The 13011-nt window shown below is 62.4% G+C and carries 12 protein-coding genes; 3 read left to right on the forward strand and 9 right to left on the reverse strand.

Annotated elements, in window-relative coordinates; all coding sequences use genetic code 11:
- Nucleotides 1-13: 13 nt before the first annotated feature.
- The 9 genes from G533_RS0119600 to G533_RS0119640 all read right to left on the reverse strand — a co-directional run bounded on the left by G533_RS0119600 (nt 14) and on the right by G533_RS0119640 (nt 10332).
- Nucleotides 14-208, reverse strand: coding sequence for a DUF2788 domain-containing protein (locus tag G533_RS0119600; protein WP_240472474.1), 195 nt, complete (start codon nt 206-208; stop codon nt 14-16).
- Nucleotides 209-267: 59 nt separating this feature from the next.
- Nucleotides 268-705 (reverse strand): OsmC family protein, encoded by a 438-nt coding sequence (locus tag G533_RS0119605; RefSeq protein ID WP_027951344.1) that lies wholly within the window; start codon nt 703-705, stop codon nt 268-270.
- Between the two features lie 103 nt (nt 706-808).
- Nucleotides 809-1537: a translesion DNA synthesis-associated protein ImuA gene (gene imuA, locus G533_RS23160; RefSeq protein ID WP_035529413.1), complete on the reverse strand. Its 729-nt coding sequence runs from the start codon at nt 1535-1537 to the stop codon at nt 809-811.
- 197 nt (nt 1538-1734) lie between these two features.
- Nucleotides 1735-3324, reverse strand: a complete 1590-nt coding sequence (locus G533_RS0119615; RefSeq protein ID WP_027951345.1) for a cation:proton antiporter family protein — start codon at nt 3322-3324, stop codon at nt 1735-1737.
- Between the two features lie 44 nt (nt 3325-3368).
- Nucleotides 3369-5519, reverse strand: a complete 2151-nt coding sequence (locus G533_RS0119620; protein WP_027951346.1) for an acetyl-CoA hydrolase/transferase C-terminal domain-containing protein — start codon at nt 5517-5519, stop codon at nt 3369-3371.
- Between the two features lie 127 nt (nt 5520-5646).
- Entirely contained in the window at nt 5647-6651 is a 1005-nt protein-coding gene (holA, locus tag G533_RS0119625; protein WP_027951347.1) for a DNA polymerase III subunit delta, read from the reverse strand.
- Nucleotides 6651-7151, reverse strand: a complete 501-nt coding sequence (locus G533_RS0119630; RefSeq protein WP_027951348.1) for an LPS-assembly lipoprotein LptE — start codon at nt 7149-7151, stop codon at nt 6651-6653. The genes holA and G533_RS0119630 overlap by 1 nt, the downstream gene beginning before the upstream one ends.
- Nucleotides 7152-7168: 17 nt before the next feature.
- Nucleotides 7169-9763, reverse strand: a complete 2595-nt coding sequence (gene leuS / locus G533_RS0119635) for a leucine--tRNA ligase (RefSeq protein ID WP_027951349.1) — start codon at nt 9761-9763, stop codon at nt 7169-7171.
- 125 nt (nt 9764-9888) lie between these two features.
- Entirely contained in the window at nt 9889-10332 is a 444-nt protein-coding gene (locus tag G533_RS0119640; RefSeq protein ID WP_027951350.1) for an Rrf2 family transcriptional regulator, read from the reverse strand.
- 99 nt (nt 10333-10431) lie between these two features.
- Between G533_RS0119640 and G533_RS0119645 the strand changes: the two genes are divergently transcribed.
- From G533_RS0119645 to G533_RS24950, 3 genes are read left to right on the forward strand one after another with little or no spacing between them, the layout of a single operon-like run.
- The gene (locus G533_RS0119645; protein ID WP_027951351.1) at nt 10432-11853 is read left to right on the forward strand and encodes a cytochrome ubiquinol oxidase subunit I; all 1422 of its coding nucleotides are present in this window, start codon (nt 10432-10434) and stop codon (nt 11851-11853) included.
- A 1-nt stretch (nt 11854) separates the two neighbouring features.
- Entirely contained in the window at nt 11855-12859 is a 1005-nt protein-coding gene (cydB, locus tag G533_RS0119650; RefSeq protein WP_027951352.1) for a cytochrome d ubiquinol oxidase subunit II, read from the forward strand.
- Complete coding sequence (locus G533_RS24950; protein ID WP_169515396.1) at nt 12859-12996, forward strand: hypothetical protein; 138 nt, start codon at nt 12859-12861, stop codon at nt 12994-12996. The genes cydB and G533_RS24950 overlap by 1 nt, the downstream gene beginning before the upstream one ends.
- Nucleotides 12997-13011 lie beyond the last annotated feature (15 nt).

Here is a 13011-nt window from a genome sequence, read left to right on the forward strand (position 1 = left end):
ATGCCGGCGTCGTTCAGACGCCGGCGTTTTCCAGCAGCCAGGTGATGATGACCTTGATCAGGAAGCCGAAAATGCCCATCGCCAGGCCCACATAGAGCATGATGGTGCCAAATTTGCCGGCGTTACTGCGCTTCGCCAGGTCCCAGACGATAAAAATCATGAACGTGATCAACGCGCCGACGCCCAGGGTGACGCCGTAGTCGCTCAACCATTGGTCCACAGCACGCTACTCGCTATGCGTTACGTAAAAGCGGACGCGATGTGTGTTCAAGCGACGGTGTCGACGCTGGCGTGCAAATGCATGTTGCTGTTCAGTGAGTTGCTGACCAGGCAGTTCGCCTCCGCTTTTTCCAGCAACTGCTTCGCTCGCTCGGTATCGGTGCCTGCGGGCACGCTGAGCTTTGCCGTTACGGTAATGTCGGTAAAGCGTGTGACGCGGTCAATACGATCCAGCGTACCCTCGGCGCTGCACTGCAGCTCCACCCAGTCCAGCTTGGAGGCGCGGGCAATGGCGCGGAAGGTGAAGATGAAGCAGTCGGTAACGGCACCTACCAGCAGGGCTTCGGGTGACCAGTTGCCGCCCGGCCCACCAAACTCTTTGGGGGGTGCCGTTGCCAGCGCCGGAATATCTTCGCCGGACAGTGATACGGTGCCTTCAGCCATCGCTGTGGCGGCAACCTGATAGTGGTGAGGGAATTCCTGCATGTGTGTTCTCCGTGGCAAGGCCGGCACGAATGATACCGGTATAGTGGCTCATGCACAGTGCCCTATGCTAGCGGCCAGCCTGCCGGGAAACAATTGACCTGGCTCAACCGGCGCTCATTGCGCTGCTGCTCGCCACGGTGGCAGGCCAGACAGGCAGTTCCCACAACTGCGGCTGGTGGGGCAGCTCATCGCTGGGGGACAGGTTGACATCCACCTGCTGCTGACCACCGCGCTGTTTCAGAATGTGAACCTTGCGGTATTCCCGCATTTGCAGGCGCAGGCCGACCGGTGAGCTCTCTGCGGCGGCCTGCTGTGAACGGAACAGTACGCACAGGCTGTCGCTGTCGGCCGCCGCCAGCTGCAGTTTGCGCAGTTCGCTGTAGCGATACTGGCCGTTTCCCAGCCAGCTGAAGACGGCGCTGCAGGTGCTGCTGCGCAAGGCCTGCTCAATGCTCCAGAGCAGGTCTTCGCGGCTGCGGGGGTGCACCAGTAATACCTGCTGTGTATCGATGCCCCTTGCAGCCAGCAGCGGTGCATAAGGCGTCCAGGGCGGTGCAATAAAGGCCTGCCAGCGACCCTGTGCGCTGAGCCGTTCCATGGCGGGAAGAAACAGGCCCATGGCGCCCATGCCGGAGCTGTCGCTGAGCACTTCAACGGCAGTGGCGTCTGGCCAGCCACCTTGTTGCAGCGCGTCATCCAGCGCCCGGTAACCGCTTTTCAGGCCACCGCCGTGGGCGTCGCTATTGGCCGGCAACGGCAACCCGCCAAAGTGGCGGCTGCGCCCGCGCCAGGTATCGCGGCGAAGAATAACCTGTTCCAGAGCTTCGTTCATGATGGCTTGCCTCCGAAGATTTTCAAACTGTATGGATATACAGTAGTTGGCTGTCGGAGGGAAAGCAAGCGAATCTGATGCCCTGCTGCAGAGTGCCCAGTAAACCTGCCTGCTTGGGCGACACGTTGCTGCGATGTGCCAGTGCCGACGCCAGGCGGAGGGCGACAGGCCAAACCCGCGGCGGCCATCGAGGCACGTTATGGCAGGGTGTCTGGCGCCACAGGTGAAGTGGCCTCCGGCTGAGCTTCTTCCAGCACATTGACGGTGCGGTCGGCGAGGCCGATGCCCGCCTGGAACATGGTCAGGTAGGTATGGGTTGCGCCGGCTTCGGTAATGCGCTCCACGTGATCCTCGTGCAGGGCGTGGGAGATGATGGGGCCGGTAAAGCCCTTGGCACGCAAACTGCGTGCCGCCACCACTTTCGAGCCGATGTCATCCATGGCCAGCACCGCCGCCTTGATCCGGCTGATATCGACTCCGCGCCAGAAGTTGCTGTCTTCGGCATCGGCGAACACGACATTGCGGCCGGCCTCGGCGTGCGCTCGCGCCTTGTAGGTGTCACCGTCCAGCCCGGCTGGCTGCAGCCCCTGCTTGCGGAGCTGGTCGTAAGCGGCGGTGCCGGTACGGCCCATACCGAAAATCAACACATTGGCATCCCCCAGGCTGGTGGGCTGTTCATCGGGGTGCATGGTGATGCGTTCAAAACGCTGCAGGCGTGGCTCCAGGCGGGCATACAGGCGGTGCGCCATGCGGTTCAGCGGCGCGGCAATCACGAAGGACACCGACACGGCAATGGCCAGCGGCACGATCCATTCAGGCAGCAGTATGCCGGCGACAATCAGGCCAAATTCACTGTAGGCGGTGAGGCTGACTGCAGCGAGGAACGAGGTGCGCGCACGCAGGCGGAACGCGGTGAGCAGCAGAAAGAACAGAAGCCCCTTGAGCGGCAGCAATACGCCAACCCCCAGTGCAAACAGCAGTGCGTCGAGGTCGGGCAGGCCGGACATGCCGATTTGCAGGAAGAAACCCACCAGAAACACTTCCCGCAAGCCCCAGAGTGATTCGGCGAGCTCCTGCGCGCGGCGATGGTTGGAGAGCAGTATGCCCATGACCAGGGCGCCAATCTCGGAACTGAGCCCCATGGCCGTGAAGCCCATGCCGCCGACCACCAGCGCGAGCAGCATGCCCATGAGCACCAGCAGCTCATCGTGCCCGGCAAAATCCAGCAGCCAATAGAGGAAAGGGCGCATGAATGGCAGCAGGAGGACCGCCAGTGCCCAGATATTGGGGCTCTGGCCACTGAACACCGCGAGCACCACGAGTGCGATGATATCCTGCACGATGAGAATGCCGATGGCCGTGCGGCCGTGGAATACGGCCAGCTCCCGCCGCGATTCCAGCAGTTTTGCCGCCAGGACGGTGGAGGAGAAGGCTAGCGCGATGGCCAGTAGCAGCGCGGTCTGCCAGCCAATGTCCAGCAGGTAGTACAGGCCCGGCGCGAACACCGCCACGCTGATACTGAAATGCAGTAGCGCCCCGCCCAGAACCTGTGGCTGGGCAATCTGGCGCAGTTTGAGCTTCAGGCCCACGGTGAACAGCAGAATCAGCACGCCCAGGTGGGCCACGTGATTGAGAATTTCGCCGCTCTTCACGGGCATGCCCAGGCTGGGCCCCAGCAGGTTGATGGCAAAGCCCGCCGCGAGAAAGCCCACCAGTGGCGGCAGCCCTACCTGACGCACTGCCAGGCCAAAAAAGAAGGCAAAGGAAATACAGACGACTTCGAACACGTAACGGCTCCGCCAGCGCTTATTCCGATGGTTTGGCGTCGATACTACCGCACTTTCAGCAGGCCGTGTTCCTCCAGCTCCAACATCAACAGCTGTTGGACGATGAAATCGCGACTGCTATCGGGATGCATGAGATGGATGCGCTCCAGCCACGGGCGCGCGGCTTCCTTGTCACCGCGGTGCAGCAGCGCGCGCAGAATTTCGCGCAGGAAGCTCGCCGGCTCGTCACTGAGTGCCTTGATGCGCCGCAGGCTGGCGCTCAGGGTGAGTTCCTCGGGCGTCAGGTCGGTGCCAAAGGGGTAAGCGGGCAGGCGGCCACCGGCGATATGCGAGCTGAGTGCCTTGGCAACGCGATAGGGCGTGTTGTTGCGTGCCGCGGCGGGGATTTCATAGTCGGCGGGCAGTTTGCCGTGCTTAATTGCCCAGTCCGCCAGTTCCTGCTGGAAGCGACTGTCGGCAATGGCGATCAGGCGCCGTATCACCTCGGCGTCAGTCTGACCGCGCAGGTCGGCGATACCGTACTCGGTGACGATGATGTCGCGCAGGTGGCGCGGTATGGTGGTGTGGCCATAGTGCGTCACAACGTTTGAGCGCAATGCCTTGCCCTTGCCTCGGGTGCTGCGAATGCAGAGCACCGAGCGCGCGCCGGGCAGGTCGTGTGCCATGGCCACGAAGTTGTATTGTCCACCCACGCCACTGATCACGGTGCCGTCTTCCAGGGCGTCAGACGTCACCGCCCCGCTCAGGCTGACCATCATCCCGGTGTTGATAAAGCGCGCGTGCTGCCTCTGGGCACAGTACAGCGGGTAGTCGAGCAGCAGCTGGTTGGTGCGCAGCACGCTGGTCATGCAGATGCGCTCCTGCCCGTCGTCGTCCAGGTCGCGCAGTTTCTGGTAGAAATCGCGCGGCCCGAGGAAGAAGCCGCCGTGCAGCACGCGGCCGTGGCGCAATTGCCGGCCTTCACTGGCCCGCAGCAGTGCAGCCCGGGTGTCGGGATCATCCGTGTGGTTAGTCAGGGTGGCGCCATCCAGCGACAACGCGCCGTCGATCAGGCGCAGGGTGTCCGGCAGAATGCCCCAGTACTGCAGGGCTGCCAGGCTGTCGGCATCGAGTTGAGCCGGCAGCAGCGCACACTGGCGCACGTAATCCAGCAGGCGCTCGTCCACTGCCTCGGTAATCAGCCCGTCATTCAGTCCCCGTTGCAGGGCCAGCAGGTCGTAGACCCGGCGCTTCACCACGCCGGCTTCCATCAGGTGCAGCATGCCGTTGACGAACATCTCGGTGGAAACATACAGCCCCTGCTCAAAGGGGCCTTCGTCGGTCTCGCAGCCGCTGTCGATGCGGGTCAGCCTGTCGACCGCGTCGCGCCAGGCGGCCGGTTGCTGGTGGCGCAGGATCAGGGCGTGGGCCACGGCATCGCCCAGCGAGCCGATACCGATTTGCAGCGTACCGCCGTCTACCACCAGGCTACTGGCATGCAGGGCCGTAGCGTAGTCTGCGGTGGGCACCGACGCATTGGGTACCGCAAACAGGGTGCGCTGGTACGCCGGGTTGTCCACCAGGCCATCGAACAGCGTGGCCGGGACTTCCGCGTCATTACGCATGAAGGGCAGATCGTCATGAACTTGCGCGAAGCAGAGGAAATCTTCCCCCGGTTCGGCGCGTTTGGTGTGAATGACATCCAGGGCAACATCCGGGTTGCAGGACAGACTCAGCGAAAGCCCGTCGGCGGTTTCCCGGGCAGCTACCAGCTGCAGCAGCACGTTCACTCCCGCGGCCATCATGTCGCGTGCAATATGTGTGTAATTGCTGGAGATGTATTGTTGTTGTGCAGCGGGAATACCCTTCATCGAGCCCGCTTTGAAGTACAGCTCGCTCACCTGGATGTTGTCGGGCAGATTGCCGCTGCGCTGGGCCTCCATATAGGCCAGGGGTTCGTAATTGCCGAAAATCCGTTCCACGATCGGTCCAGCCAGCTCGGCCTCGATGTGGCTGGCCGGCTTGGGGACCTCCAGCGACAGTGCCGTGTAGATGTGCAGGTCTATCTCCGGGTCCTGCTCGGCGCGGCGAAAGAAGGCATTCATCAACTGCACCGGTTTGCCCAGGCCCAGCGGGGCACCGAGTCGAAGTGTTTTCCCGAGCCTGGCGATGGTGTAATCGACACAGGCCTCAGCCGTTGCAAACCGTTCTGTCATGGCAATCTCGCTGCACGCAATTATTGTGTTGAGTGAACAAGGTTATCAAAGCACAGGCGGTGGCTGTGCATATTGATCTGGCGCAAGGCCGATGGCGGTGCACGCTAGCCGGCCGTGCGCGGAAAATTCAGCGGGCGAGCGCCAGCAGGAGGCGATCAAGCCGGTCCCAGGGGTCGCCATCGGCAAAGCCCTTGATACAGCCATCAATGGCCAGCGCGTCCTGTAGCATCGCGCCCAGTGCGCGGCTGGGGTGGCGTTGCAGGGCCGCTGTCACGGCGGCTTCGCGGCTCTTCCACACCCGGTGGCTGTTGAATACGGCGGAGCGCGGCTGGCCCACCTCAAGCTCCAGCTGCAGGGCGTACAGGGCGCGTATTTCACGCGTTACGCCCCACAGCAAGGGCACCGCATCCGTGCCTTCACCGCGCAGGCCGTGCACCATGCGCAGGGTTGCTTCCGCGTTGCCCGCCAAGGCGGTGTCCACCATGGTGAACAGGTTGTAGCGCGCGTTGTCCAGCACGGCAGTGGTGACGGTGGCGAGCGTGACCTGTTTGCCGTCGGCCAGCAATTTCAGCTTCTCGACTTCCTGCACCGCCGCATACAGGTTGCCTTCCAGACGCTCGGCAAGCAGGTCCAGTGCGTCGTCATCGATATCCAGCCCTGCCTGTCCCAGACGTTGGCGCAGCCAGCGGGGCATTTCGCGGGCCCCGACGGGCCAGACCTGGACAACGGCACCGGATTTCTCCAGTGCCTTGTACCACTTGCTGTTCTGGGACTGTCGATCGATTTTGCCGCTGATAACCAGCAGAACATCATCGCCGCTGGCCTGCTCCAGGTAGGCACAGAGCGCCTTGCTGCCCTCGGCACCGGGCTTGCCGTCTGGTAACCGCAGTTCGATGACCTTGCGCTCACCGAACAGCGACATTTCGGCGGCGCTGTGTAACAGGGATTCCCAGCTGAAGTCTTTGGGGCCCGTATCCAGCACTTCACGTTCGCTGCACCCAGCGGCACGCGCCGCGCTGCGTACCAGATCGGCACACTCCTGCACCAGCAGTGGTTCGTCACCGCTCAACAGGTAAACGGACAGGCACTGGCCCTGCAGGTGCTTGGCGAGTTGCTCGGCCTTGAGCTGCATTACTGGGCTGCGGCGTGGAATCCGATCCGGCGCAGAATCTGTTGCGCGAGTTCGCCGCGCATCTCTCCCTGCAGGATGCGAATTTCTTCCGCTTTGCCCACCACGTTACTGGGGTCGTTCTCCATCTGCTTGGTGACCATGGCTTGCGATGGCTCCATGGCGATGCTGCCGTCCGGCGCACGCACCGTGAACCGGGTTTGCATGGTCAACTCGAATTCCGCCGCGCGTGCCTCGCTGGTGAGCGAGAGGTTTCGCTGACTGAAACGCTCGGGCTCCAGCTGCAGAATATAGGCGGCCTGCGGACGGTCCACCCACTCGATGCCGTTTGCCGAGAAGCGTGAACGCAGCTCGCGGGTGAACTCGCTGTTCGGGCTGCCGGTTTCCAGGTGCAGCTGGCGCCATTCTGCGGGCAGGCCGGTGGAACTGGTGGCGCCGCGCAGCTGAAAGCCGCAGGCGCTCACCGTCAGGGCCAGTAGCAGGGTCAGGGTTGTGCGCAACATGGGTGACGTCCAGGCCATCAGTTGGCCACTATGTTAACGAGTTTCCCCGGCACCACAATCACCTTGCGCACCGTCACACCGTCCAGGAACCGCTGCACATTGTCCTGTGCCATGGCCGTGGCTTCCACCGTGGCTTTATCCGCATCGGCGGCCACGGCGATCTGTGCCCGCACCTTGCCGTTCACCTGCACCGCCATGTCGATGCTGTCGCGCACCAGGGCGCTTTCATCCACTTGCGGCCACGGCGCATCCAGCAGCGGGCCGTTGCCACCCAGCAGCGGCCACAGGTGGTGGCAGATGTGCGGCACGATGGGGCTCAGCATCAGCACCACGGCCTGCAGCGCCTCGCGTACAACCGCCCGTGCGGCCGGTTCCGACTGGTCGAGCCGGGCGATGTCGTTGCACAGTTCCATGATGGCGGCGACCGCCGTGTTGAAGGTTTGCCGACGACCGTAGTCGTCGCTCACCTTGGCAATGGTCTCATGCGCCTTGCGCCGCAGCTGGCGCTCGGCATCGCGGAGTGTGGCTGACGCCAGGTCTGCGCTTTCACCCGCTTCAAGGTGTGCATGCACTTGTTTCCACAGCTTGCGCAGAAAGCGGCTGGCGCCCTCCACACCGGCATCGTGCCACTCCAGGGTTTGCTCGGGCGGTGCAGCGAACATGGTGAACAGGCGCACGGTGTCGGCGCCGAAGGTTTCCACGGCGGAATGCGGGTCGATACCGTTGTTCTTGGACTTGGACATCTTGGTCACACCACCGGAGAGGACCTCATCACCGCTTTGGCGTTCCACGGCGCGCAGCACCCGGCCGCGCTCATCGCGTTCGACATCCACGTCGGTCGGCGCCACCCAGATGCGGCTGCCGCCCGGACCTTCACGGTAGAAGGATTCCGCCAGCACCATGCCCTGGCAGAGCAGGCGCTCGAAGGGCTCGCTGGAGCTGACCAGGCCTTCATCACGCATCAGCTTGTGGAAGAAGCGCGCGTAGAGCAGGTGCAGGATGGCGTGTTCGATGCCGCCCACATACTGGTCGACTGGCAGCCAGTAGTTGGCCTGCTCGGGGTCCAGCATACCCTCCTCGAAGTCGGGGCAGGTATAGCGAGCGTAGTACCAGCTGGATTCCATGAACGTGTCAAACGTGTCGGTTTCGCGTTCGACGGACTGCCCGTCCAGCTCGTCCTGGCGCCATTGCGGGTCGGCCTTGATCGGCGAGATAACGCCATCCATGACCACGTCTTCGGGCAACAGCACGGGCAGTTTATGTGCCGGCACCGGAATTTCACCGCCTTGCGGCAGGTTGAGCATCGGGATGGGGGCGCCCCAGTAGCGCTGGCGCGAAACACCCCAGTCGCGCAGCCGGTAATTGGTGGTGACCTGACCGCGCCCGGCTTGTTCCAGGCGCGCCGCGATGGCCGCAAACGCCGCTTCCGAGGTCAATCCATCAAATTCCGCTGAATTGATCAGTGTGCCCTTTACCGTCGCCGCAGCCTGGGACAGGTCGATGTTCGCGCCGTCCTCGGCGGCAATCACCGGACGTATGGGCAGTGCGTATTTGCGGGCAAACTCCCAGTCCCGCTGGTCGTGCGCCGGTACCGCCATGATGGCGCCGGAGCCGTAGTCCATGAGTACGTAGTTGGCTACCCATACCGGGATTTCTTCGCCGCTGAGCGGGTTGATGGCGCGCAGGCCGGTGTCCAGGCCGCGCTTTTCCATGGTGGCCATATCGGCCTCTGCCGATGACTGGGTCTTGCAGGCTTCGATGAACGCCTGCAGTTCAGGACTGTCTGCCGCCAGTGCGCGTGAGACCGGGTGCTCTGCTGCCAGGCACATGTAGGTGACCCCAAACAGTGTGTCTGGTCGTGTGGTGTAGACCTCAAGGCGGTCCGTGCCCGCCACCGGTGTGGCGAGGTCGAAACTCAGGTCGACCCCGCGGCTCTTGCCGATCCAGTTGCGCTGCATGGTGCGCACCTGCTCCGGCCAGTGCGGAAGCTGATCCAGGTCTGCCAGCAATTCCTCGGCGTAGGCGGTGATGCGGATAAACCACTGGGGGATTTCACGGCGCTCCACGAGCGCCCCGGAACGCCAGCCGCGCCCGTCAATAACTTGCTCGTTGGCCAGTACCGTCTGGTCCACCGGGTCCCAGTTGACGGTTGCCATTTTCTTGTACACCAGCCCCTTTTCATAGAGGCGGGTGAAGAACCATTGCTCCCAGCGGTAATAGTCGGGCTGGCAGGTGGCCAGCTCGCGAGACCAGTCGAACCCGAAACCCAGGCTTTGCAGCTGGCCTTTCATGTAGGCGATGTTCTTGTAGGTCCAGGCAGCCGGGGCGGTATTGTTCTGCACTGCGGCGTTCTCTGCCGGCAGGCCGAAGGCGTCCCACCCCATCGGGTGCAGCACATTCTTGCCCAGCATGCGCTGGTAGCGGGAGATGACATCGGTGATGGTGTAGTTGCGCACATGGCCCATGTGCAGCTTGCCGCTGGGGTAGGGGAACATCGCGAGGCAGTAGAATTTCTCCCGTCCTGCATCCTTCTTCACGGCAAAGCTCTGCTCTTGCTGCCAGTGCTCCTGGGCGGCCTGTTCAAGAATCTTCGGCTGGTAATGCGGGTCCATGTGCTGGTTTACTCGACTGGTTTGGGCACAGAACGGGTGGCGGCTTGCAGGGGGGCGACCGTTCTTGCTGTGCAAAAAAAGAGGGTGATTCTATCAGTATTCAGGGCCTGCGGCGAAGCAAGGACTCAGGCCAACTGCAGGAGTGGCAGCCTGGCGCGCAGCATTGCGCCGTCGCCCACGATATCCGCGAGGCTAGTGTCATCCAGCTCCCGATAGAAGGCCTCCACACCGCGCCGGAAGAGCCCGCTCAGATTGCAGGCGCCGGCCAGCGGGCAGCTGTTGGTCGCGGGATTGAAACACTCCACGAAATCGCCGCTGTCTTCCAGCTCCCGTACCACCTTGCCCACCGATATGCGCTTCGGGTCCATGCCCAGTTGCACGCCGCCGTGCCTGCCACGCAGGGTCGACAGGTAACCCAGCTGCCCGAGGTGTCGCGCGGATTTCAGCAGATGAGCGCGGGAAATAGCAAACGCCGCGGCAATATCGGCGATACGAACCTGCTGGCCTGGACGGGCGGCGCAGTACATGAGAATGCGCAGCGAGTAGTTTGTGTAGGCGGTGAGGCGAATGGACGTTGCTCCTGAAACTTAATATTAGGTATTGCTTATGTAATGGAAATTATAAATACTATATTAGATATCACTTAATGCCGAGGCAAGGGGCCTGCCGTGTTTGAGTTTTTCGACGCATCGATGCTGGCGCGTCTCCAGTTCGCCTTCACCGTATCCTTCCACATTATTTTCCCTGCCTTCTCCATTGGCCTGGCGAGCTACCTGTTCGTGCTTGAGGGTTTGTGGCTGAAAACGGACAACCCGGTTTACCTCAACCTGTACAAGTACTGGTTGAAGATATTTGCCGTCGCATTCGGCATGGGCGTGGTGTCCGGCCTGGTGATGTCCTATCAGTTTGGCACCAACTGGAGTGTGTTCTCCGACCGGGCGGGACCGGTGATCGGGCCGCTGCTGGCCTATGAGGTGCTGACCGCGTTTTTCCTCGAGGCGGGTTTCCTCGGTATCATGCTTTTTGGCATGGAGCGGGTTGGCAAGCGCCTGCACTTTTTCGCCACCACCATGGTTGCCGTCGGCACGCTGCTCTCTGCCACCTGGATCCTGTCGGTCAACAGCTGGATGCAAACCCCGACGGGCCACGCTGTGAACGCGCTCGGCCAGTTTGTCCCCGTTGACTGGCTGGCTATCATCTTCAACCCCAGCTTTCCGTATCGCCTGGTGCACATGACCCTGGCGTCCTACCTCACGGTGTCCTTTGTCGTGGGCGGTGTCGGGGCTTGGCACCTGCTGCGAAACAGGGCGAACCCCGAGGCGCGCAAGATGTTCTCCATGGCCATGTGGATGGCCACTTTCGTGGCACCGTTGCAGATTTTCGCCGGCGACCTGCACGGACTCAACACACTCGAGCATCAGCCGATAAAGGTGGCCGCGATGGAAGGGCACTGGGAGCGACAAACCGGCGCGCCGTTCCTGCTCTTTGCCTGGCCCGATTCAGCGGCGGAGGAAAACGTCTTTGAACTGGGTATTCCCTACGCCTCGGCGCTTGTGCTTACCCACGATATCGACGGCGAGACCCCGGGTCTGACCGATGTGCCTGCGAGTGACAGGCCTCCCGTGGGCTTGGTGTTCTGGTCTTTCCGGATCATGCTCTTGATTGGGAGCCTGATGGCGCTGATCGGTGTCTACTCCGCCTGGCTGCGCTGGCGCGGCAGGCTCTACGATACGCCGTGGCTACAGCGTGCGGCAGTCTGGATGGGGCCCTCCGGGTTTGTCGCGGTGCTCGCTGGCTGGATTGTGACTGAAGTCGGCCGCCAGCCCTTCACTGTCTATGGTCTGCTGCGCACCAGTGACTCGCTGGCACCTGTTGACGCACCGGCTGTGGCGGCGTCGCTGATCGCCTTCATCGTGGTCTACTTCGCCCTGTTTGGCGCCGGTACCTATTACATCATCCGCATGATGGGTGAGACGCCCGATGGGCAGGGGCCGCAAACCGGAGCGCCTCAGCGTGCCGCGGGTACGACCCCGCTCGCATCAATGCAGCCCGCCATGAACAAGCCCACCACAAACACGGGAGGTGCCTGACATGCTGGATTTACCGCTGATCTGGGCCGGTTTGCTGGCGTTGGGTATTTTCATCTACGTTGCACTGGACGGTTTTGACCTGGGCATCGGCCTGCTGTTCCCGTTTCTGGCCACGGATGAGGAGCGAGATACGGCGATGAATACGGTTGCACCGGTGTGGGACGGTAACGAAACCTGGCTCATACTCGGTGGCGGCGGTCTGTTCGCCGCCTTTCCGCTCGCTTATGCGGTGGTCATGCCCGCGCTTTACGCGCCGTTCATCATCATGTTGCTGGCACTGGTTTTTCGCGGTGTGGCTTTCGAGTACCGCTGGCGTGACCCGACACACAAGCGCATCTGGGATGTGAGTTTCGTGTTCGGCTCGGCACTGGCAACGTTCATGCAGGGCATCGTGCTGGGCACCTTCGTGCAGGGTATTGAAGTGGAAGGGCGCGCCTACGCGGGTGGCTGGTGGGACTGGCTGACACCCTTTACCGTCACTGTTGGCTTCGCCCTGTGCGCTGGCTATGCCCTGTTGGGCGCTGGCTGGCTGGTGTTGAAAACCGACAACGCCCTGCGCGAGCAGGCCTACCGGTTCGCCAAACGCGCCGCTATCAGCACCTTCGTCTTCGTGGTTGTCGTCAGTGTGTGGACGCCGTTCCTGTCGCCGGAGATTTTTACCCGCTGGTTCAGCCTGCCCAACCTCTACTGGGTGGCGCCCGTGCCGTTGCTCACCGCCGCTACCGCTGCGTTGGTGGCGTGGGGCATTCGCGGGCAACGCGATACCGTGATCTACCCCGCGACCCTGGTTTTGCTGGGCTTGTGTTTCGTGGGCCTCGGTGTAGGGCTTACGCCGTATATCGTACCCCGGGCGATTACCATACAAGACGCCGCCGCACCGGATTCAAGCCTGCTGTTCATGCTGGTGGGGGCGTTGCTGATGTTGCCCTTGATACTGGGCTACACGGCGTATTCCTACTGGATTTTCCGGGGCAAGGTCCGGCCCGGTGACGGCGGGTATCACTGATGAGTGAGCATGAGGCACCGCAGCGCAGGGAGCATGGCCTGGGGAAAAAGTGGGCCTGGTTTATCGGGCTCTGGGTGAGCGGGGTGCTGGTGGTGGGTGCTGTCTCTGCCCTGTTACGCTGGATACTGCTGCCCTGAGTCAGCCGAGGAGAG

The sequence above is a fragment of the Haliea salexigens DSM 19537 genome (assembly GCF_000423125.1).
GTDB lineage: Bacteria > Pseudomonadota > Gammaproteobacteria > Pseudomonadales > Halieaceae > Haliea > Haliea salexigens.

What these genes read in the sequence shown, in the direction of transcription:
- G533_RS0119630 (WP_027951348.1), bottom strand. Translation starts at nt 7,151, where the DNA reads ATGTTGCGCACAACCCTGACCCTGCTACTGGCCCTGACGGTGAGCGCC.
- G533_RS24950 (WP_169515396.1), top strand. Translation starts at nt 12,859, where the DNA reads ATGAGTGAGCATGAGGCACCGCAGCGCAGGGAGCATGGCCTGGGGAAA.
- cydB (WP_027951352.1), top strand. Translation starts at nt 11,855, where the DNA reads ATGCTGGATTTACCGCTGATCTGGGCCGGTTTGCTGGCGTTGGGTATT.
- G533_RS0119605 (WP_027951344.1), bottom strand. Translation starts at nt 705, where the DNA reads ATGCAGGAATTCCCTCACCACTATCAGGTTGCCGCCACAGCGATGGCT.
- imuA (WP_035529413.1), bottom strand. Translation starts at nt 1,537, where the DNA reads ATGAACGAAGCTCTGGAACAGGTTATTCTTCGCCGCGATACCTGGCGC.
- G533_RS0119620 (WP_027951346.1), bottom strand. Translation starts at nt 5,519, where the DNA reads ATGACAGAACGGTTTGCAACGGCTGAGGCCTGTGTCGATTACACCATC.
- holA (WP_027951347.1), bottom strand. Translation starts at nt 6,651, where the DNA reads ATGCAGCTCAAGGCCGAGCAACTCGCCAAGCACCTGCAGGGCCAGTGC.
- leuS (WP_027951349.1), bottom strand. Translation starts at nt 9,763, where the DNA reads ATGGACCCGCATTACCAGCCGAAGATTCTTGAACAGGCCGCCCAGGAG.